Consider the following 20,089-nt stretch of genomic DNA (forward strand, 5'->3'; position numbering starts at 1 on the left):
GGCCTTCCTGCAAGTCTAGCATAGGGCCATGATTTGACGCGATGCGATGATTTGACGACGCGAGCGAGCCGCGTGGCAGGCTGAAGGAGCTAACGGATGGCGGAGAGTGTCGAGAAACTCGAAGATGGAATCGTCCGCTCGGCCGAGCAGGTCTCAGCCCAAGTTCGCGCGGCGAAGGACGCGATCGCGTCCGTCATCTTCGGCCAGGACCGCGTGATCGAGAACACGCTCGTCACCATCCTCTCAGGCGGCCATGCGCTGCTGATCGGCGTGCCCGGCCTTGCCAAGACCAAGCTGGTCGAGACGCTCGGCGTCACGCTCGGTCTCGACGCCAAGCGCATCCAGTTCACGCCCGATCTGATGCCGTCGGACATTCTCGGCGCCGAAGTGCTGGACGAGACCACCTCGGGCAAGCGGGCCTTCCGCTTCATCTCCGGCCCGGTGTTCGCGCAGCTCCTGATGGCCGACGAGATCAACCGCGCCAGCCCGCGCACGCAGTCGGCACTGCTCCAGGCGATGCAGGAGCAGCACATCACCGTTGCCGGCGCGCGTCACGACCTGCCGAAACCGTTCCACGTGCTCGCCACGCAAAACCCGCTGGAGCAGGAAGGCACCTATCCGCTGCCCGAAGCGCAGCTCGACCGCTTCCTGATGGAGATCGACGTCGACTATCCCGACCGCGACGCCGAGCGCCGCATCCTGTTCGAGACCACCGGCGCCGACGAGACGCTGGCGAAGGGCTCGATGACCGCGGACGCGCTGATCACCGCGCAGCGGCTGGTCCGCCGCCTGCCGGTCGGCGATTCCGTGGTCGAGGCGATCCTGTCGCTGGTCCGCTCGGCCCGTCCGGGCGAGGAGAGCGGTGAGGCCGGCAAGTTCATCGCCTGGGGCCCCGGCCCGCGCGCCAGCCAATCCCTGATGTTGGCGGTGCGCGCCCGCGCGCTGATCGACGGACGGCTGGCGCCGTCGGTCGACGACGTGCTCGACCTCGCCGAACCCATCCTGAAGCACCGCATGGCGCTGACATTCCAGGCGCGCGCCGAAGGCCGCACGATTCCGGACGTGATCCGGCAGTTGAAAACACGGATCGGTTGATGGCCGCGGAGAACGGGCACACGGCGAAGGAGATCATCGCGATCCGACGTGCCGATGGCGAAAGCCGCACGCTCGCAGCTTCCTTGCCGCGCCTGGTGCTCGAGGCCCGCCGCATCGCCGCCAACGTCATCCACGGTCTGCACGGACGGCGCCGCGCCGGCTCCGGCGAGAATTTCTGGCAATACCGCCGCTTCGTCTCCGGCGAGCCGTCGCAGAACGTCGACTGGCGGCGCTCGGCGCGCGACGACCATCTCTATGTCCGCGAGCTCGAATGGGAAGCCTCGCACACGGTCTGGATCTGGCCCGACCGCTCGCCGTCGATGGCCTTTGCCTCGAAGACCGCGCGCGAGTCCAAGCTCGAACGCACCCTGATCGTCGCCTTCGCGCTGGCCGAGCTGCTGGTCTCCGGCGGCGAGCGTGTCGGCATTCCCGGGCTGATGGCGCCGACCGCGAGCCGCAGCGTCATCGACAAGATGGCGCAGGCGATGCTGCATGACGATGCCGACCGCTTGAGCCTGCCGCCGTCCTTCGTCCCTTCGGCGCTCGCCGAGATCATCGTGCTGTCGGACTTCTGGTCGCCGATCGCGGAGATCAGGACGACGCTCGCGGGGCTCTCCGGCTCCGGCGCGCATGGCACGATGGTGCAGGTCGTCGATCCCGCCGAAGAGTCGTTCCCCTATTCCGGCCGCGTCGAGTTCGTCGAGCCGGAAGGCTTTGGCGTGATCACCGCCGGCCGCGCCGAGAGCTGGGCGCAGGACTACACCGCGCGGCTCGCGCTGCACCGCGACCAGATCCGCGCCGAGACCTCAAAGCTCGACTGGCTGTTCACGACCCATGCGACCGACCGCTCCGCCGCCGAGCTGCTGCTGTATCTGCATGCCGGCATGCAGGTGAGCAAGTCGGGCGCCCGCACCACGACGATCAAGGCGGGGCCGGCCGCATGATGGGATTGCCGCTCGCCTTCACCGAACCTCTGCTCCTGATCGGCCTCGTCAGCCTGCCGGTGCTGTGGTGGCTGCTGCGCGTGATGCCGCCGCGGCCGCGCCGGATCGAGTTTCCGCCGACGCGCCTCTTGTTCGACATCGCGCCCAGGGAAGAGACACCGTCGCGGACGCCGTGGTGGCTGACCGCGCTGCGCCTCCTGGCTGCGGCGCTCGTCATTTTCGCCGCCGCCGGCCCGATCTGGAATCCGCAAGTCGGGGCAGCCGGCAGCAAGGCGCCGCTGATGATCATGTTCGACGACGGCTGGAGCGCGGCCTCGCGCTGGGACATCAGGATCAGGGCCGCCGACGAATTGATCGCCAACGCCGACAACGACCGCCGCGCCATCGCGCTGGTGCCGCTGTCCGAGCCGAACCGCGACATCACCCTGATGCCGGCGGGGGCCGCGCGCGTCGCGCTGCGCCAGCTCACGCCAAAGCCCTATTCGATCGAGCGCGTCGAAACCCTCGCGGCGGTCGATCGGTTCCTGAAGGCGACCGGCGACTGCGAGATCGCCTGGCTGTCCGACGGCGTCGACACCGGCCGCGGCGAAGAGTTCGTGCAGGCCCTCGGCAAGACCATCGGCGATCGCAGCCTGACCATCTTCGAGGGCGGCACCTCCTCGCCGCTGGCGCTGGTCGCGGCCGAGAACGCCGCCGCCAGGATGACGGTGAAGGTGCTGCGTACCGACAGCGGAATCGCAATCGGCACCGTGCGCGCGCTGGACCAGAAGGCCTCGCCGATCGGCGAAGCGCGATTCTCGTTCGGCCCGCAGGACAAGGAAACCGACGCGGCGTTCGACCTGCCGGTCGAGCTGCGCAACGACATCACGCGGCTCGAAATATCGGGCGAACGCTCCGCCGGCGCGGTGCAGCTGCTCGACAAGCGCTGGCGCCGCCGCGCCATCGGCATCGTCTCGGGCGCGAGCAGCGAAACCGCGCAGCCGCTGCTGGCGCCGACCTTCTACCTCACCCGCGCGCTGGCGCCGTTCGCCGACGTGCGGCTCGCCGACAAGGGCTCGCCGCAGCAGGGCATCACCCAGTTCCTCGACCAGAAGCTGCCGATGATCATCCTCGCCGATGTCGGCACCATCGCGCCTGAAATCCGCGAGCGCCTCAATGCGTGGATCGACCAGGGCGGCGTGCTGGTGCGCTTCGCAGGGCCCCGCCTGGCGCAGGCCGAAGACGATCTCGTGCCGGTCAAGCTGCGCAAGGGCGGCCGCACGCTCGGCGGCAGCCTGACCTGGGAGAAACCGCAGCATCTCGCCTCTTTCGCCGCCGACGGCCCGTTCGCCGGCGTGGTCGTGCCCAAGGACGTCACCGTCAGCCGTCAGGTTCTCGCCGAGCCCGATGCCGTGCTCGCCACCAAGAGCTGGGCCTCGCTGGAAGACGGCACGCCGCTCGTCACCGGCGAACATCGCGGCAAGGGCATCGTCAGCTTGTTCCATGTCAGCGCCGACATGCGCTGGTCGGACCTGCCGATGTCGGGCACCTTCGTCGAAATCCTGCGGCGGGTCGTCGACATGTCCGGCTACACCGCCAAGCCCGGCGCCGGGGTTGCCAGCGAAGCGACCGCCGAGACGGTGGCGCCGCTGCACATCCTCGACGGCTTCGGCGCCTTCGGTCCGCCGCCGGCGACCGCAAAGCCGCTTCCGGCCGATTATCGCGACCGCGCCACGTCAGATCATCCGCCGGGCTTCTATGGTCCCGCAGAAGGACCGCTCGCCGTGAACACGCTTGCCAGCGCCGACCGCATCGCAGCCTTGAACACCGCGAGCCTGCGCGCCCGGCACGCCACCTACACCAATGCCGAGCCGCGCGACCTGCGCGGCTGGCTGCTGTCGACGGCGCTCACTTTGTTCCTGATCGACGCCATCATCATCGCGGTGCTCGGCGGCGGCCTCGCCGCGCTGCTGCGCCGCCGCGCCGCGCCTGCCATGATCCTGCTCGGCCTCGTGCTCGCGGGCCTCCCGGCACTGTCGCCGACGCCGGCGCGCGCCGACGGCGTCACGGACGAATTCGCGATGAAGGCGGTATCGCAGACCCGCCTCGCCTATGTCGTGACGGGCAATGCCGACGTCGATTCCATCGTCAAGGCCGGCGTGACCGGTCTGACGCTGTTCCTGGCGCAGCGCACCGCGCTCGAAGCCGGTGATCCCGTCGGCATCGATCCCGCGCGCGACGAGCTCGCCTTCTTCCCGCTGATCTACTGGCCGATCGTGCCCGGCGCGCCCAAGCCGCCGCGGGACGCGATCAACAAGATCGATGCCTACATGAAGCAGGGCGGCACCGTGCTGTTCGACACCCGCGACGCGATCGAAGCGCCGCCCGGCGACAACGGCGCCTCGCAGACGCCGGGCATGCGGACCTTGCGCGAGATCCTGTCCTCGCTCGACGTGCCCGAACTCGAGCCGGTGCCGCGCGAGCACGTGCTGACCAAGACCTTCTACCTGCTGCGCGACTTCCCCGGTCGCTTCAACACCGGCCAGACCTGGGTCGAGACCTTGCCGCGCGAGGACGACGACGAGAGCGCGCAGCGTCCGGCGCGCGGCGGCGACGGCGTCTCGCCGATCATCATCACCTCCAACGATCTCGCCGGCGCCTGGGCCGTGCGCCCCGACGGCCAGTACATGCTGCCGGTGACCAGCGGCGACCCCCGCCAGCGCGAATTCGCCTACCGCGCCGGCGCCAACATCGTGATGTACACCCTGACCGGCAACTACAAGGCCGACCAGGTGCACGCACCGGCGTTGATCGAACGACTGGGGCAATGATGCGGATGTTGAAATTGCATATCCGCCAGACAGAAGCCGTCATGGGCGGGCGTAGCCGTTCGAAGAACGGCGTCGCTTCGCTCGCCTATGTCCCGGCCATCCACGTCTTGCCACACGACGCGGAGAACGTGGATGCCCGGGACAAGCCCGGGCATGACGATGCGGATGGGTTCGTACGATGAATTACGGCATCGCATTCACGCCGCTTGTCCCTTCGATCGTTCTCTGGCTCGCGCTGGCCGCGATCGTCGTCATCGCGCTCGTGCTGCTGCTGGCGCGTGCGCGCGGCGCGGCGGTGCGCGTGGCCGCGCTGGTGCTGTTCCTGCTGGCGCTCGCCAATCCCTCCTTCACCCGCGAGGACCGCGATCCCCTCACCTCGGTCGCGGCCGTCGTCGTCGACAAGAGCCCGAGCCAGAATTTCGGCAACCGCACCCGTGAGGCAGCCCAGGCGCAGGAAGCGCTGGTCGACGGCCTGAAGAAGATCAAGGGCCTCGAGGTCCGCGTCGTCGACGCCGGACAGGCGGACGGCGAGACCGACGGCACAAAACTGTTCGGCGCGCTGGCCTCGACCTTGTCGGACGTGCCGGTCGACCGCGTCGCCGGCGCGTTCCTGATCACCGACGGCCGCGTTCACGACATTCCCGCCAATGCCGCTGCGCTCGGCTTCCAGGCGCCGGTGCACGCGCTGATCACCGGACAGAAGGACGAGCGCGACCGCCGCATCGCGGTCACGGCGGCGCCGCGCTTCGGCATCGTCGGCCAGAGCCAGACCATCACCTACCGCCTCGACGACCAGGGCGTCTCCGGCGAGCGCGCCAAGGTCACGGTCCGCCGCGACGGCGAGGTCATCAACGAGCGCACGCTATCGAGCGGCCAGACCGCGAGCGTCGACGTCGACATCAAGCATGCCGGCCCGAACATCGTCGAGATCGAGGCCTCGCCGCTCGAGCGCGAGCTGACGCCCGTGAACAACCGCGCCGTCGTCGCCATCGACGGCGTGCGCGACAAGCTGCGCGTGCTGCTGGTCTCGGGCGAGCCGCATTCCGGCGAGCGCACCTGGCGCAATCTGCTCAAGTCCGACGCCAGCGTCGACCTCGTGCACTTCACCATTCTGCGCCCGCCGGAGAAGCAGGACGGCACGCCGATCAACGAATTGTCGCTGATCGCGTTTCCGACCCGCGAGCTGTTCCAGCAGAAGATCAACGAATTCCAGCTGATCATCTTCGACCGCTACGCCCGCCAGGGCGTGCTGCCGATCGCCTATTTCGACAACATCGCGCGCTATGTGCGCGCGGGCGGCGCCGTGCTGGTCTCGGCCGGTCCCGACTATGCCTCCAACACCAGCATCTGGCGCACGCCGCTGGATTCGGTGCTGCCGGCAGAACCCGTCGGCGTCACCGAGAAGCCGTTCTATGCGCATCTGTCCGACGTCGGCAAACGCCATCCCGTCACGCGCGGCCTGGAGGGCTCGGGATCCGAGCCGCCGCGCTGGAGCCGCTTCTTCCGCACCGTCGACACCCGCAACTCCGTCAATCCGCCTGTCATGACCGGCGTCGACGGCAAGCCGCTGCTGTTCCTGTCGCGCTTCGGCGAGGGACGCGTCGCGCTGCTGCTCTCCGATCACATCTGGCTGTGGGCGCGCGGCTATGAGGGCGGCGGCCCCCATCTCGACCTGCTCAGGCGGATGTCGCACTGGCTGATGAAGCAGCCCGATCTCGACGAGGAAGCGCTGCGCCTCCAGGTGCAGGGCAAGGATCTCGTGGTGGTGCGCCAGACCATGTCGGACAGCGTCCAGCCGGTCAGCGTGACCTCGCCTTCGGGCGTGTCGCGTGACCTGACGCTGAGCGCGGGCGATCCCGGCGAGTGGCGCGCCAGCCTGCCGGCCAGCGAGCTCGGCCTGTGGCAGGCGACCGACGGCACGCTGAAGGCGCTGATCAATGTCGGCCCGACCAATCCGAGAGAGTTTTCGGAAGTCACCTCCACGACCGAAACCTTGAAGCCGCTGACACAGGCGACCGGCGGCAATGCCGTGCGCGTGGCCAGTGGCTCCAGCGTCGAGCTGCCGCGCATCGTGCCGGTGCGCTCGGTCAGCGTCTTCCACGGCGACGGCTGGATGGGCGTGCGGATGCGCGATGCCAGCGTCGTGAAGGGCGTCGGCGTGCTGCCGATCTTCGCCGGCCTGATCGGCCTGCTGCTGCTGCTCGGCGCCTTCGCCGCAACGTGGGTGCGCGAAGGGCGCTGAACCCGATCGGCTGCGGTTCACCTCTCCCCAGCGGGGAGAGGTGTTTCGAGTTCTGGGCGCGCACCTATTCAACCAAGACGCATCTCAGGCTAGTTGCCCGAACGCCACATCGCGCGGCCACCCGCGCGAGATCGCCTGACCGCCGTTGACATAAGCGGATCGATGCTGCGATGTTACAATGTAACATCGCGACGCCAGATCGGCGCCTCGCGATGCAGAATGGCGTTTCCAGATGAAGTGGTTCCGGTCGAATATCAGGCACGGCGCCCGGCTCGCGTTGTTCGCGATGCTGGTGCAGTTCGCGCTGACGTTCGGCCATAGCCATTGGTTCGCCCAGGCCGCGCCCCTTGCGGCAGCCTCGCTTCAGCAGACCGACAGCACGAGCGGCGTTGCCTCGACCGACCGCGCCGCGGTCCAGAAGCAATCGCCAGGGAGCCCCGACCGCGAGCAGCCGGGCGAGGACAATTGCGCGATCTGCGCCTTGGTCGCGATGGCGGGCACCGTCCTGTTCGCGACGCCGCCTCTCCTGGAGCTGCCGCAGGCAATCGAACTGCTCTATCGCACCACCGATGCCGAATTCGCTCACCTGAAATCGGCCGGCACGGCGTTCCAGCCGCGCGCTCCTCCCGCGTCCTGACCTCCAACGTTTGATCGCACCTGGGCTCGCATGCCCGGGAACCGTTGAAGTCGAATTCCGTCGCGCTGCGACGGCAGGCCGCCTCCGATCAGCAAAGACTCTTTCGGACGGCGCCTGACTGGAATCAGGACCATGTCATTTGAATCGCGACGCGTGCAGCGTCTCGCCGGAGCGAGCCTGCTCCTGCTCGGCGCCGCCGCCACACCGGCGCTCGCCCAAACACCCGCACAACAGCCTGCACCAGCAGCGCCTGCGCAATCGTCGACCGAGATCCCCGCCGTCACCGTGACGGCGCCGAGCCCGATCGTGCGCAGGGTGGTCCCGACCCGCAGCCCGGTCCGTGTCGCGCGTACCGGACGGTCGCGCAGCCAGCCACACGCGGCGGAAGCTGCGCCAGCGGCAGCAGTCAGCGCCGCGACATCCCAGCAAGGGGTGCTGCCTATTGTCACCAACCAGTTCGCGACGGTCACGGTGGTGCCGAACGAGGAGATCCGCCGCGAGGGCGGCGGCCAGCTTGGCGATTTGCTGTTCTCCAAGCCCGGCATCACCGGCTCGAGCTTCGCGCCCGGCGCCTCCAGCCGGCCGATCATCCGCGGCCTCGACGTCAACCGCGTCGGCATCGTCGAGAACGGCACCAATTCCGGCGGCGCCTCCGACCTCGGCGAGGACCATTTCGTCCCGATCGATCCGCTCGCGACCAACCAGGTCGAAGTGGTGCGCGGGCCGGCCGCACTGCGTTACGGCTCGACCTCGATCGGCGGCGTCGTCAGCGCCACCAACAACCGGATCCCGGATGCGCTGCCAAGCTGCGGCACGCAGCCGTTCCAGAGTTACGGCCTGCCGGTCAAAGCGCCGCTGGCAACTGCGGAGACCTCGCCCTGCGTCACGGCGGAAACGCGCAGCGCGTTCAGCTCGGTCGATCGCGGCGTCGAAAGCGGCGTGCTGCTCGACACCGGCGGCGGCAATTTCGCGTTCCATGCCGACGTCTATGGCCGCAACACCACCGATTACAGCATCCCGAGCTACCCTTATCTGAACGACCAGACGCGGTCCGTCGCCAACGGCCGCCAGCCCAATTCGGCGACGCGCTCGGACGGCGCCTCGATCGGCGGCTCCTACTTCTTCCAGGGCGGCTATATCGGGGCTGCGATCACGCAGAACGACTCGCTCTACCACATCCCCGGCATCGACGGCGCCGACCACAACACGCGCATCGACGGCCACCAGACCAAGATCAACGTCAAGGGCGAGTACCACCCTGATGCGGCCGCGATCGACACCGTCCGCTTCTGGGCCGGAGCGACCGACTACCGGCACAACGAGATCGGCCTTGCCGATCCCGCCGACCCCACCAGCGACGGCGTGCGGCAGACCTTCACCAACAAGGAGCAGGAAATCCGCACCGAGGTGCAGCTGATGCCGTTCAACGCGCGCTTCGCCGAGGTCACGACGGCGCTGGGCTTCCAGGTCGGCCATCAGGAGCTGAGCGCGCCGAGCCCGGACAATCCCGGCACGCTGTTCAACGGCCTGTGGGACCCCAACAACAGCACGCGCGTTGCCGCTTACGCCTTCAACGAGTTCAAGTTCAGCGAACAGACGCGGGCGCAGATCGCCGGCCGCATCGAGCACGTCGAGCTGCACGGCACGACGCCCGATTTTCCGGCGGACTATTTGCCCGACGGCACGCCGCAGGCAGGCATAGCGCGCAATCCCTCGTTCACGCCGAAGAGCGGCAGCATCGGCCTGCTACAGGACCTGCCCGGCGGCATGGTCGGCAGCATCACCGCGCAATATGTCGAGCGCGCGCCGAAGGCGGCGGAACTGTTCTCGCGCGGCGCGCATGATGCGACCGCGACGTTCGACATCGGCAATCCGAACCTGACGATCGAGACCGCCAAATCGGTCGAGCTCGGCGTGCGCAAGGCGACGGGGCCGTTCAGGTTCGAGGCCACCGTCTACTACACGCATTTCGACAATTTCATCTATCGCCGTCTCACCGGCGTGATGTGCGACGACGACTTTGCCTCGTGCGGCACGCCCGGCGCCGAGGTCAACCAGGCGGTCTATTCGCAGGCCAACGCCAACTTCCGCGGCGGCGAATTCCAGTCGCAGCTCGACGTCGGCGCATTCCAGGGCGGCATCTGGGGCATCGAGAACCAGCTCGACGTGGTCCGCGCCACCTTCACCGACGGCACCAACGTGCCGCGGATTCCACCGCTCAGAATGGGCGGCGGCGTGTTCTGGCGCGACGACAACTGGCTGATGCGCGTCAATCTGTTGCACGCCTTCGCGCAGAACAACGTGGCGGTGATCGCGGAGACGGCAACGCCCGGCTACAATTTGTTGAAGGCCGAGGTGAGCTACAAGACCAAGCTCGATCCGCGTCTGTTCGGTGCGCGCGAGATGATTGCCGGCCTCGTCGGCAACAACCTGCTCAACGAGAACATCCGCAACTCGGTGTCCTACACCAAGGACGAGGTCTTGATGCCCGGCATCGGCGTGCGGGCGTTCGCGAACTTCAAGTTCTAGCCTTGCTCCGGTCGGGGCCTGCGGGCCCCGACACATACCGTCATTGCGAGGAGCCCTTGCGACGAAGCAATCCAGACTGTCCCTGCGGAGAGATCCTGGATTGCTTCGCTACGCTCGCAATGACGGAGGATGGAGCGCGGGCATGCTCACGCCACAGTCGTAAGCTGCTTCTCGAAGCGCCACTGGTCGACGGGGAAAGGCCCGTTCGACGTCTCCGACATCATCACGAACGTGCCGGCGTTGCGCCAGCCGCTCTTCTCGTAGAACCGCGCGGCGCGCATGTTGCCGACCGCACATGCCAGCCACGCCAGCTCCACCCCGCGCGCGGCGAGGCGTGCCTCCGCATCGGCGATCAGCGCCGCAGCCACACCCGTCCCATGCGCTTCGGGCGACACGAAGAGCTGGTACAATTCGTCGCCCTTGAGGGCGCATAAGCCGAGCGGCGCACCGGCCTGACCGACAACGCAGACATCGGAAAGCATCGCCTCGAGCCGATCGCGAAAGCTCGAAACGGTGCGAAGGCGGACCAGCTCCGGCGGCGCAAGATGCGCGTGCGCTCCATGCCAGGCATCGTGCCACAACCGCGCGAGATGATCGATCTCAACGGGATCTGCGGGACGCACCTGCATCTTCGATACTCCATCCGGGCTACGAACCAACCTATCCCCGCGCCTTGCTCCAGTCCGGGCCCACCGGACCCGACACGCCCTCGAAGGCGCCGTCGACGAGCTCGAACACCAGGATGCGGGCGGCGTCGACCGGGCCGGGCATGGTGACGCGGCCCTTGGCGACCTGCTTGAAGCCGACGCGGCTGTAATAGGGCTCGTCCCCGACCAGCAGCACCAGGCGGTGACCGTTCTCCTTGGCGTCCTTCAGCGCGCGCTCCATCAACAGGCGGCCGACCCCGCGGCTGCGGAACGGCGGCTCGACGGTGAGCGGTCCGAGCAGCAGCGCCGGCGTCTCGCCGCCGATCAGGATCGGCAACTGCCTGACCGAGCCGACCAGCAGCGTGCCGATGCGGGCGGTGAAGGAGAGCTCGAGCAGATGGTCGACGTGCTCGCGAATCCGGTAGGCGCTGAGCACGAAGCGGCCGGGGCCGAAGGTGCGTTCGTGCAGCCGCTCGATCGCCTGGGCGTCGCCGGCAGCTTCGGGAAGGATGGTGAGCGAGAGATCGGTCATGTCGGCATGCGTCTTCGAGCGAAATGGTTTCAGGTTCGCGTCGGGAAAACGCGTCAATGTCGGGAGCGGGATAACATCTCGGCGGGCCGCGGTCCATCGGACTCGTCGACGATAAGACCCTGTGCCGGGCCGCGGACGAGGACGGTCGCAAACAGCAGGGTCCAGAGCGACAGCATCAAGATGGGAATGACGTAATACTGCGTGAAGACGGGGTGCGTGGCAAAGAACGCCAGATTCAATGCGAGATTGCCGGCGACCAGCAGCGTGAGTTGCCTGACGCCGGCATGGTTCGCCAAACGCCACAACAGCGCGGTCCATGCACAGGCGATCACGATCAACGGGAACTGGGTGTCGCCGAGATAGGCGCGCAGCACGGCCGCGTCGAGACCCCGCGCGGCCGTATCCTGTCCGCCATAGGCCGAGACAAGCGGATTGCCCGAATTGACCAGGTTCGCCGCGAACACCGGCAACAGGCCGACGAGGAACGCGAGGCCCAGCACGAGACCCTGCAGCAAGCTGTCGCGGTTGCGCCGGACCAGGAACGACAATCCGAAGAACAGGAAATAGCCGGCCGACAGAACCACGTTCGCGATCCTGAAGCTCGCGGACAGGCCGAGCAGAATGCCGACGATGGCGACGATCAGCAGCCGCCGGTTTTCGCCGAGGAACAGTCGTGCAGTGAGCAGACCCGCCAGCGCGCAGACGAGCATCGTCGGCGCCATCGAATAGCTCGCCTTGGTCGGATTGATCATGAAGTAGATCGAGAGCGCACCGAACAGCGCTGCCGACGTCAACGACACCGGCTCGCGCGCCCGCCACAGCCCGTACAGCGCAAAGCCGGCGATGATTGCGTTCGCCATCACATAGAGCGGAATGACCTGGAACCCTTCCGGGAACAGCGCCAGCGCGAAGCCCGTGCCCGGCGGCGGGGTCATCACCCATTTGCCGTCGGCAGTCTGCGTGTGGCAGGGTGCCCGGGTCGGCTCGTTCCAGTTCGGAAAATCGATGCTGCGCAACTTGCCCGCGAGATAGCCGTCGGTTTCACGGGCAAGGCTGGTGTCGAGCCCTTGCCATCCGAAGCGCTGAAACAGATGCGCCTGCCTGAGATAGCAGATGTCGTCATAGACGCCGCGGCTCTCGCTCCAGTGCGAGATCAGGCGGATATTGCTGGCCAGAATTGCCAGAAACAAAATCGAAAGAAATACTTTAACAGCTCTCATGGGCTCCTGTCGGGCGAGCCGCGCAGCTCGAAAAGGGCTCCGCCGCCTGTACAGGAAAAGCGCCGGCAAGTATAGCAAGGCTGGCATTTCGGGGGCGAGGCGGCCGTGACCAATAGGGAATTGGGTTCGACCGACATTTGCGGTGCTGTTGCACCGCACGCCGGCGCGCCACGGATCCTGCTCGTCATTCCCTGCTTCAACGAGGCGGCCTCAATCGGCGGTCTCCTCAACGAGATTGCGGCGACAGGCTGCCACTACCACACCCTGGTCGTCGACGACGGCTCGTCCGACGCGACATCCGCGGTGGCCAGCTGCCGCTCGCCGGTCGCACGCCTCGTGCAGAATCTCGGCATCGGCGGGGCCGTCCAGACCGGCATCAAATACGCGGCGCGTCAGGACTTCGATTTCTGCATCCAGATCGACGGCGACGGGCAGCATGATCCGCGCGCCATCGAGACTCTCCTGAACGCCTATCGCAAGGACCCGGCCAACATCACGATCGGAAGCCGCTTCATCGACAATGCCGGCTTCTGCTCGACGCGGATGCGCCGTGCCGGCATCAGGCTGATCGTGCTCGCGCTCAACAGCCTCTTCAGCGGCGGCCGCATCACCGATCCGACCAGCGGCATGCGGCTGCTCGACCGGCCCGCCATCGCCTTCTTCGCCAAGGCATACCCGACGGATTTTCCGGAGCCGATCTCGCTGGCCTGGGCCATGCGCGCAGGCCTCACCGTCAGCGAGGTCCCGGTCGCGATGCGGGCGCGGGAGACCGGCGTCAGCTCGATCGACGGGCTGAAGTCGGCGAGCTACATGATCCGCGTCCTCGGCTATATCCTGCTCGCGCGTCTGGTGCGATCGCCATGACGCCGCGCTTCTCCGTGCCCGTTTGCGAACCCGTCACTGATTTGAACATCCTGAGGAGGCGGCCATGACCAACGTCCTTCCAAGCGCAGAGACGGTCGCCGTCATCTCCGCCTTCGCGTTGATCTACATGCTGGCGCTGCTGCGCAAGACGCTGCAAGGCAAGTTCGATCTCTATGATTTCCTGATGCTGTCCATGGTGGCGATCATCCCCGCGGGTTTCACGCTGTTTCCGAAGCTGGCCTATTTCGTCAGCCATTTGACCGGCGTGGTGTTCCCGTTCGTCGTGATGTTCGGCGCGCTATTCCTGGTGGTGTTCGCGTTCATGCACAACATGACCGCGCGGCTGCACCGGCTGGAGCGGCAGAACTGTGCGCTGATCCAGGAGCAGAGCCTGCTGGCGCTGGAGCTGAAGGCGAAGGAAAGCAGCCAGCCCGGCGGTTAAAGCGGGATCAATGTTGGTTGAAGAGATGCGAGCGTCGAACTCGGACCACCTCTCCCGAAGGGAGAGGTGAGCCGAGCAAGCCGAACGAGCCCAATTTCGTCATGTACTCGGCGTTCAACGCCACGTCGCGATCGGCGGCTTGCCGTCCAGCACTTCCGCGATCCGCAGACGCGTGCCGCGCGTGGTCCCCTCGGGCAATGCCGTGATCGCGAAGAACCCGCATTCGACGATCTCGTGGTTGGGGTCGGGCAGGCGATCCTGCCTGAACTGCCTGACGACGTAGACCGCGACGTGGTCGCGGCGGGAGACGTGGCTGTTGAGGAAGATGCCGTGCAGCGCGGCCTCGCCGGTGAGGTCGATATCCCCCTCCTCCTTGAGCTCGCGCCGCATCGCCTGCTCCATGGTCTCGCCGAGATCGACGCCGCCGCCGGGCAGATACCAGCCGGCGACGTAGCTGTGCCTGACCAGGAACACCCTGTTCGCGGAATCCAGCACCACGGCGCGAACGCCGAGGGTCATGCCGCGCACGATCAGGAAATAAGCGTGGAAGATTCGCCGCAGCAGCGGCTCGAATTTCCGTCGGACGCGGTTCAGACGATCTCCCATCAAGCTTCCTTCAGGCCCGGCTTGCGCAGTCCTCGCGACCTTGCCATTACAGCGGAGCAATAGCGAGGCAATCGCGCGCCATGACTCACAACATGCTGGCCCCCTTCACGCTCGCCCATCTGTCCGACCCACATCTGCCGCCTTTGCCGAAACCGCGGCTGATCGAGCTCGCCGGCAAGCGCGCGCTCGGCTACGTCAACTGGACGCGCAACCGCTACAAGTACCAGCGCCGCGAGGTGCTCGACGCCCTCGTCGCCGATATCAAGACGCAGGCGCCCGACCACATCGCGGTGACGGGCGATCTCGTCAACCTGGCGCTGGAGGCGGAGTTCGCTCCCGCGCGCGCCTGGCTCGACGGCGTCGGCCCGCCCGACCGCGTCACCACGATTCCCGGCAATCACGACGCCTATGTCCGCGCCACCTTTCATCGCTTCGGCGAGACGTTTGCGCCCTATCTTGCCGCCGACGACGGCAGCGTCGGCTTTCCTTCGGTGCGCCGGCGCGGACCGCTCGCGCTGGTCAGCCTGTCCACGGCGGTGCCGACCTTGCCGCTGATGGCGACCGGCACACTCGGGCGCGATCAGCTCGCAGCCCTCGAACAGGTCCTCGAACGGCTTGCGACTGAAGACGTCTTCCGCGTGCTGCTGGTGCATCATCCCCTGAAGTCCGACGCGCCGCAGAAGCGGATGACTGATTCTGCCGATCTGCTGGCGCTGCTCAAGCGCCACGGCGTCGAGCTCGTCCTGCACGGGCACGACCACATTCATTCGACGATGTGGTTCGAGGGGCCCAACGGCAACATTCCCGCGATCGGCGTGCCGTCGGCCTCCGCGCTCGCACACGGGCGCTATCCGGCAGCGGCGTATAATCTGTTCAGAATCGTGAAGGACAATGCCGGCTGGCGCTGCGAGCAGACGGTGCGCGGCCTGGGCTCCGGATTTCAGATCCAGCAGATCAAGCATGCGCGGTTGATTTAGTCCCACGCCGGAGAGAGATTCACCAGCTCCGCAGGGCCGCCAGCACGGCGAGGCCGAACAAGGCGGCGGCGCCGAGGATGAAGCCGAACACGAACGGCCAGACCCGCGAGCGGGCTGGCCGCGCCGCGGCCTCCGGCTTCGGCTCGGGCAAAACCACCATCGCATGCTCGCGCTCGATCATGCGTCGGGCGACATAGTCGGTGACGGCCTCGACGATCACGGATGTATCGTGCGATTCGGCGAGCACGATGCGGCCGAAGCGGGTGTCCTGGACGAAGCGGTACAGCCGCTTGTCGCGTCCCATCATGATGTGCGCGACGACGTCGATCCAGAGCCTGGGCGTGTCGCCCTGGCTGATGCCGCGGTCGAACAGGTCGATCTGATCGGGCACCTGTGCGAACAGCGGATCGAGCGCGTCGTTGAGGATTTCGAGCCGCGCCACCTCGGCATCCCTGAGATCGACGACGACACCGGTCCGGTCGGCGGCCTCGATCCGCGCGCGCAGCAGCGCGTCGCGCAGCCGCACCGGGCGCGGCTGGCTGGGATGGGTCCCGCTGGTCTCGGGCTCTGACATTGTCGGCCTCGTCCTCAATTCCTGACGTTAACCTATCAGCAACCAAACGGTCCGCAAAGGGTCCGCAATTCCAGAGACTTAACGAGCCCACAGGCCATTCACCTGTGCCAAAAACAGACGATCCCACCCGGCTTGCGCCGGATGGGACCCTCCGTCCTTGGACGTCTTCTTAGATTTTCAGGCAGCCGTCAGGCCGAGACCCGCGACGGCTCTTCCACGATCGAGAAGCGCACGCCGGCCTTGTGGCGGTTCTCTTCCGAGACCGTGCGCCAGGCATCTTCGGCTTCCTTGCGGGTCTTGAACGGACCCTGCACCTGGGCCGAGCCTTCCACGAGCTTGTGGAAGTTCATCGAGCCGAACTCACCGCCGATCACCCAGAAATTGCTGCCTTTGGTCATTGTCAGTCTCCTGTTACCCGGCTTAACCGAACTGGTTCATCGTGTTGTGCGCGCCGCCCGCCTTCAGGGCAGCCTCGCCGGCGAAGTATTCCTTGTGGTCGTCGCCGATGTCGGAGCCGGCCATGTTCTGATGCCTCACGCAGGCGATGCCCTGACGGATCTCGGCGCGCTGGACGTTCTTGACGTAGCCGAGCATGCCCTGCTCGCCGAAGTACTCCCTGGCCAAATTGTCGGTCGAGAGCGCCGCGGTGTGGTAGGTCGGCAGCGTGATCAGATGATGGAAGATGCCGGCACGCTTGGCCGAATCCGCCTGGAAGGTGCGGATCCGCTCGTCGGCTTCCTTCGCCAGCGGCGTGTCGTCATATTCCGCCTTCATCAGCTCGGCACGGTTGTACTTGCTGACGTCCTTGCCGGCTTCCTTCATCGCGTCGTAGACCTGCCAACGGAAGTTGAGGGTCCAGTTGAACGACGGCGAGTTGTTGTAGGCCAGCTTGGCGTTCGGAACCACCTTGCGGATCCGGTCGACCATCTTCGCGATCTGCTCGATATGCGGCTTCTCGGTCTCGATCCAGAGCAGGTCGGCGCCGTTCTGAAGCGAGGTGACGCAATCCAGCACGCAGCGGTCCTCACCGGTGCCCGGGCGGAACTGGTAGAGGTTGGAGGGCAGCCGCTTCGGACGCATCATCTTGCCGTTGCGGTTGATGATGACGTCGCCGTTGCGGGCGTTCTCCGCGGTGATTTCCTCGCAATCGAGGAAGCTGTTGTACTGGTCGCCGATGTCGCCGGGCTTGTGGCTGACGGCGATCTGCTGCGTCAGGCCGGCGCCGAGCGAGTCGGTGCGGGTCACGACGACGCCGTCTTCGACGCCGAGCTCGAGGAAGGCGTGGCGGCAGGCGCGGATCTTCGCCAGGAAGACGTCATGCGGCACGGTGACCTTGCCGTCCTGGTGACCGCACTGCTTCTCGTCCGAGACCTGGTTCTCGATCTGGAGCGCGCAGGCGCCCGCTTCGATCATCTTCTTGGCGAGCAGGTAGGTCGCCTCCGCGTTGCCGAAGCCGGCATCGATGTCGGCGATGACGGGCACGACATGGGTCTGGAAGTTGTCGATCTTCTCGATCAGCTCCTTCTCGCGGGTCTTGTCGCCTTCCTTGCGCGCCTTGTCGAGGCTGCGGAAGATGTCGTTCAGCTCGCGCGAGTCGGCCTGGCGCAGGAAGGTGTAGAGCTCTTCGATCAGCGCCGGCACCGAGGTCTTCTCGTGCATCGACTGGTCGGGCAGCGGTCCGAACTCGGAGCGCAGCGCCGCGATCATCCAGCCCGAGAGATACAGGTAGGTGCGATCGGTCTTGCCACCGAAGTGCTTCTTGACCGAGATCAGCTTCTGCTGGGCGATGAAGCCGTGCCAGCAGCCCAGCGACTGGGTGTACTTGGTGGGGTCGTTGTCATAGGCCGCCATGTCGGCCCGCATCAAGGCCGCGGTGTAGCGGGCGACGTCGAGGCCGGTCCTGAAACGGTTCTGCAGGCGCATGCGCGCGACGTGCTCGGCCGTCACCCCGTTCCAGGTCGGCTTGGTCTCGAGGAGCGCCTGGGCTGCATCGATCTCGCTCTGATACGAGGCCGGCGCCTGGAAAGTGCTGATGCCGCGGGGCTGGTAGTTCATCTGCCTGATCCTTTCGCTGACGATGGCGATGGCTGGCCATCGACATTCTTGACAGTGCATTGCGAAATGCGTGTCACGACGTAAACGCGAAAACGGAAACTTCGTATAGATGGCTTGTTTTTTATTGGTGATGTCATGTAACATCAGGACATGTAATAGATGTTATTTTGTAAAGTTTGTAAAATAATAGGACAGCAAGACTGTCCTTGATGCGCCCATAGTTCCCTTGGAGATCCGAAAATGCCCGCCGCCTCAGGGAAAAAACTGTTCGTCGGTCCGCGCTTCCGGAGAATCCGGCAGCAATTGGGGCTGTCGCAGACCCAGATCGCCGAAGGGCTCGGGATCTCCCCGAGCTACGTCAACCTGATCGAGCGCAACCAGCGCCCGGTGACGGCGCAGATCCTGCTGCGGCTGGCCGAGACCTACGACCTCGACCTGCGCGACCTCGCCACCGCCGACGAAGACCGCTTCTTCGCCGAGCTCAACGAGATCTTCTCCGATCCCTTGTTCCGCCAGATCGACGTGCCCAAGCAGGAGCTGCGCGACCTTGCCGAGCTCTGCCCCGGGGTCACCCATGCGCTGCAACGGCTCTATGCGGCCTATACCGAGGCCCGTCAGGGCGAGACGCTGGCGGCCGCGCAAATGGCCGACCGCGACGTCGGCACGCGCTACGAGACCAATCCGGTCGAGCGGGTGCGCGAGCTGATCGAGGCCAACCGCAACTATTTTCCGGAGCTCGAGCAGGCCGCAGAAGCCTTGCGCGACGAATTGAACGTGCCGGCCGAAGGTCTCTACGCGGCACTGGCCGCGCGCCTGCGCGAAAAGCATTCGGTGCAGACCCGCATCATGCCTGTGGACGTGATGCGCGAGACGCTGCGGCGCTTCGACCGCCACCGCCGCCAGCTGCTGATCTCGGAGCTGGTCGACCCGCCCGGGCGCGCGTTCCAGCTCGCCTTCCAGCTCGGCCTTGGCGAATGCGCGCAGCATCTGGAGGCGATCATCGGCCGCGCCGGCCCGCTCGACGACACTCCGCGCCGCCTGTTCCGCATCACGCTCGGCAATTACTTCGCGGCGGCGGTGATGATGCCCTACCCGGCTTTCCTTGCCGCGGCGGAAGCGCTGAACTACGACATCCATTTGCTGGCGCAGCGCTTCAATTCCGGCTTCGAGCAGGTCTGCCACCGCCTCACCACCTTGCAGCGACCGAACGCGCGCGGCATTCCGTTCTTCCTGCTCCGCGTCGACAATGCCGGCAACGTCTCCAAGCGCTTCTCCTCCGGCACGTTCCCGTTCTCGAAATTCGGCGGCACCTGTCCCTTGTGGAACGTGCACTCGACCTTCGACACGCCGGACCGCCTGCTCAAGCAGGTGATCGAGCTGTCCGACGGCACGCGCTACTTTTCAATCGCGCAGATGGTGCGCCGCCCGGTCGCGCCGCACCCGCTGCCGCAGCCGCGCTTCGCCATCGGACTCGGCTGCGAGATCCGCCACGCGTCACGCCTGGTCTATGCCGCGGGCATGGATCTGGAGAAGGCGGAAGGCACGCCGATCGGCGTCAACTGCCGTCTCTGCGAACGCGAAAACTGCGCCCAGCGCGCCGAGCCGCCGATCACGCGCACGCTGATCCTGGACGAGACGACGCGGCGGGTGTCGAGTTTCGCGTTCTCGAATGCACGGGAGTTGTGAGGGTGGCTGCGCGTTTGGCGGAAGACGCGCGCTACAATCTCCGTGTCGTCCCGGCGAAGGCCGGGACCCATAACCACAGGATTTGATTTGGCGAAGACGGGTAACTCCGATCTCGCGCCACAACTACTCCCTGGGGCTATGGGTCCCGGCCTTCGCCCTAGGGCATGCACATATCTCTAAGGCTCCATCCGGCTGAGAGGGCATGGAAGTATTGGAGACCATTGCTGAA

18 protein-coding genes are annotated in these 20,089 nt (G+C 66.4%); 11 read left to right on the plus strand and 7 right to left on the minus strand.

Annotated features, from left to right (window positions below):
- Nucleotides 1-96: 96 nt before the first annotated feature.
- The 7 genes from AC1RUR_RS36985 (at nt 97) to AC1RUR_RS37015 (ending at nt 10,257) form a co-directional block, all read left to right on the plus strand.
- Nucleotides 97-1,095 (plus strand): AAA family ATPase, encoded by a 999-nt coding sequence (locus AC1RUR_RS36985; RefSeq protein WP_492853058.1) that lies wholly within the window; start codon nt 97-99, stop codon nt 1,093-1,095.
- On the plus strand, nt 1,095-2,039 hold the full coding sequence (locus tag AC1RUR_RS36990; protein ID WP_492853059.1) for a DUF58 domain-containing protein: 945 nt from the start codon (nt 1,095-1,097) through the stop codon (nt 2,037-2,039). Before AC1RUR_RS36985 ends, AC1RUR_RS36990 begins: the two co-directional genes overlap by 1 nt.
- A complete protein-coding gene (locus AC1RUR_RS36995; protein WP_492853060.1) occupies nt 2,036-4,849 on the plus strand; it encodes a DUF4159 domain-containing protein in 2,814 nt (937 codons plus the stop codon). The genes AC1RUR_RS36990 and AC1RUR_RS36995 overlap by 4 nt, the downstream gene beginning before the upstream one ends.
- Nucleotides 4,846-5,031, plus strand: coding sequence for a hypothetical protein (locus AC1RUR_RS37000; RefSeq protein ID WP_492853061.1), 186 nt, complete (start codon nt 4,846-4,848; stop codon nt 5,029-5,031). Before AC1RUR_RS36995 ends, AC1RUR_RS37000 begins: the two co-directional genes overlap by 4 nt.
- Entirely contained in the window at nt 5,028-7,091 is a 2,064-nt protein-coding gene (locus AC1RUR_RS37005) for a hypothetical protein (protein ID WP_492853062.1), read from the plus strand. The genes AC1RUR_RS37000 and AC1RUR_RS37005 overlap by 4 nt, the downstream gene beginning before the upstream one ends.
- A 232-nt stretch (nt 7,092-7,323) precedes the next feature.
- On the plus strand, nt 7,324-7,728 hold the full coding sequence (locus AC1RUR_RS37010; RefSeq protein WP_492853063.1) for a DUF2946 domain-containing protein: 405 nt from the start codon (nt 7,324-7,326) through the stop codon (nt 7,726-7,728).
- Nucleotides 7,729-7,860: 132 nt separating this feature from the next.
- On the plus strand, nt 7,861-10,257 hold the full coding sequence (locus AC1RUR_RS37015; RefSeq protein WP_492853064.1) for a TonB-dependent receptor: 2,397 nt from the start codon (nt 7,861-7,863) through the stop codon (nt 10,255-10,257).
- A gap of 146 nt (nt 10,258-10,403) precedes the next feature.
- Here the strand turns inward: AC1RUR_RS37015 and AC1RUR_RS37020 are convergent, their stop codons facing one another.
- Genes AC1RUR_RS37020 through AC1RUR_RS37030 form a run of 3 tightly spaced genes read right to left on the minus strand, consistent with a single transcriptional unit; the run spans nt 10,404 to nt 12,656 of the window.
- A complete protein-coding gene (locus AC1RUR_RS37020; RefSeq protein ID WP_492853065.1) occupies nt 10,404-10,886 on the minus strand; it encodes a GNAT family N-acetyltransferase in 483 nt (160 codons plus the stop codon).
- A 31-nt stretch (nt 10,887-10,917) separates the two neighbouring features.
- Entirely contained in the window at nt 10,918-11,436 is a 519-nt protein-coding gene (locus tag AC1RUR_RS37025) for a GNAT family N-acetyltransferase (protein ID WP_492853066.1), read from the minus strand.
- Nucleotides 11,437-11,489: 53 nt separating this feature from the next.
- On the minus strand, nt 11,490-12,656 hold the full coding sequence (locus AC1RUR_RS37030; RefSeq protein WP_492853067.1) for a hypothetical protein: 1,167 nt from the start codon (nt 12,654-12,656) through the stop codon (nt 11,490-11,492).
- Nucleotides 12,657-12,761: 105 nt separating this feature from the next.
- On the opposite strand from AC1RUR_RS37030, the gene AC1RUR_RS37035 reads away from it, so the two are divergent.
- Nucleotides 12,762-13,520 (plus strand): glycosyltransferase family 2 protein, encoded by a 759-nt coding sequence (locus tag AC1RUR_RS37035; RefSeq protein WP_492853068.1) that lies wholly within the window; start codon nt 12,762-12,764, stop codon nt 13,518-13,520.
- A gap of 64 nt (nt 13,521-13,584) precedes the next feature.
- Complete coding sequence (locus AC1RUR_RS37040; protein WP_492853069.1) at nt 13,585-13,962, plus strand: DUF2304 domain-containing protein; 378 nt, start codon at nt 13,585-13,587, stop codon at nt 13,960-13,962.
- 114 nt (nt 13,963-14,076) lie between these two features.
- Here the strand turns inward: AC1RUR_RS37040 and AC1RUR_RS37045 are convergent, their stop codons facing one another.
- Entirely contained in the window at nt 14,077-14,568 is a 492-nt protein-coding gene (locus AC1RUR_RS37045) for an NUDIX domain-containing protein (protein WP_492853070.1), read from the minus strand.
- A gap of 95 nt (nt 14,569-14,663) precedes the next feature.
- Here AC1RUR_RS37045 and AC1RUR_RS37050 point away from each other — a divergent pair, with 95 nt between their 5' ends.
- A complete protein-coding gene (locus tag AC1RUR_RS37050) occupies nt 14,664-15,545 on the plus strand; it encodes a metallophosphoesterase family protein (RefSeq protein ID WP_492853076.1) in 882 nt (293 codons plus the stop codon).
- A gap of 19 nt (nt 15,546-15,564) precedes the next feature.
- On the opposite strand, the gene AC1RUR_RS37055 is transcribed toward AC1RUR_RS37050, so the two are convergent.
- The 3 genes from AC1RUR_RS37055 to AC1RUR_RS37065 all read right to left on the minus strand — a co-directional run bounded on the left by AC1RUR_RS37055 (nt 15,565) and on the right by AC1RUR_RS37065 (nt 18,174).
- Nucleotides 15,565-16,119 (minus strand): hypothetical protein, encoded by a 555-nt coding sequence (locus AC1RUR_RS37055; protein ID WP_492853071.1) that lies wholly within the window; start codon nt 16,117-16,119, stop codon nt 15,565-15,567.
- Nucleotides 16,120-16,307: 188 nt separating this feature from the next.
- A complete protein-coding gene (locus tag AC1RUR_RS37060) occupies nt 16,308-16,517 on the minus strand; it encodes a DUF4170 domain-containing protein (RefSeq protein ID WP_018323282.1) in 210 nt (69 codons plus the stop codon).
- A gap of 22 nt (nt 16,518-16,539) precedes the next feature.
- Nucleotides 16,540-18,174, minus strand: coding sequence for an isocitrate lyase (locus AC1RUR_RS37065; RefSeq protein WP_492853072.1), 1,635 nt, complete (start codon nt 18,172-18,174; stop codon nt 16,540-16,542).
- Nucleotides 18,175-18,414: 240 nt separating this feature from the next.
- Between AC1RUR_RS37065 and AC1RUR_RS37070 the strand changes: the two genes are divergently transcribed.
- Nucleotides 18,415-19,860, plus strand: coding sequence for a helix-turn-helix domain-containing protein (locus AC1RUR_RS37070; RefSeq protein ID WP_492853073.1), 1,446 nt, complete (start codon nt 18,415-18,417; stop codon nt 19,858-19,860).
- The last annotated feature ends 229 nt before the right edge of the window (nt 19,861-20,089 follow it).

The organism is Bradyrhizobium sp. GW821-FHT12B03 (genome assembly GCF_058807535.1).

Excerpts from the sequence above, each read along its gene's own strand:
- AC1RUR_RS36985 (WP_492853058.1), top strand. The coding sequence starts at position 97 with ATGGCGGAGAGTGTCGAGAAACTCGAAGATGGAATCGTCCGCTCGGCC.
- AC1RUR_RS36990 (WP_492853059.1), top strand. The coding sequence starts at position 1,095 with ATGGCCGCGGAGAACGGGCACACGGCGAAGGAGATCATCGCGATCCGA.
- AC1RUR_RS36995 (WP_492853060.1), top strand. The coding sequence starts at position 2,036 with ATGATGGGATTGCCGCTCGCCTTCACCGAACCTCTGCTCCTGATCGGC.
- AC1RUR_RS37000 (WP_492853061.1), top strand. The coding sequence starts at position 4,846 with ATGATGCGGATGTTGAAATTGCATATCCGCCAGACAGAAGCCGTCATG.
- AC1RUR_RS37005 (WP_492853062.1), top strand. The coding sequence starts at position 5,028 with ATGAATTACGGCATCGCATTCACGCCGCTTGTCCCTTCGATCGTTCTC.
- AC1RUR_RS37010 (WP_492853063.1), top strand. The coding sequence starts at position 7,324 with ATGAAGTGGTTCCGGTCGAATATCAGGCACGGCGCCCGGCTCGCGTTG.
- AC1RUR_RS37015 (WP_492853064.1), top strand. The coding sequence starts at position 7,861 with ATGTCATTTGAATCGCGACGCGTGCAGCGTCTCGCCGGAGCGAGCCTG.
- AC1RUR_RS37020 (WP_492853065.1), bottom strand. The coding sequence starts at position 10,886 with ATGCAGGTGCGTCCCGCAGATCCCGTTGAGATCGATCATCTCGCGCGG.
- AC1RUR_RS37025 (WP_492853066.1), bottom strand. The coding sequence starts at position 11,436 with ATGACCGATCTCTCGCTCACCATCCTTCCCGAAGCTGCCGGCGACGCC.
- AC1RUR_RS37030 (WP_492853067.1), bottom strand. The coding sequence starts at position 12,656 with ATGAGAGCTGTTAAAGTATTTCTTTCGATTTTGTTTCTGGCAATTCTG.
- AC1RUR_RS37040 (WP_492853069.1), top strand. The coding sequence starts at position 13,585 with ATGACCAACGTCCTTCCAAGCGCAGAGACGGTCGCCGTCATCTCCGCC.
- AC1RUR_RS37045 (WP_492853070.1), bottom strand. The coding sequence starts at position 14,568 with ATGGGAGATCGTCTGAACCGCGTCCGACGGAAATTCGAGCCGCTGCTG.
- AC1RUR_RS37055 (WP_492853071.1), bottom strand. The coding sequence starts at position 16,119 with ATGTCAGAGCCCGAGACCAGCGGGACCCATCCCAGCCAGCCGCGCCCG.
- AC1RUR_RS37060 (WP_018323282.1), bottom strand. The coding sequence starts at position 16,517 with ATGACCAAAGGCAGCAATTTCTGGGTGATCGGCGGTGAGTTCGGCTCG.
- AC1RUR_RS37065 (WP_492853072.1), bottom strand. The coding sequence starts at position 18,174 with ATGAACTACCAGCCCCGCGGCATCAGCACTTTCCAGGCGCCGGCCTCG.
- AC1RUR_RS37070 (WP_492853073.1), top strand. The coding sequence starts at position 18,415 with ATGCCCGCCGCCTCAGGGAAAAAACTGTTCGTCGGTCCGCGCTTCCGG.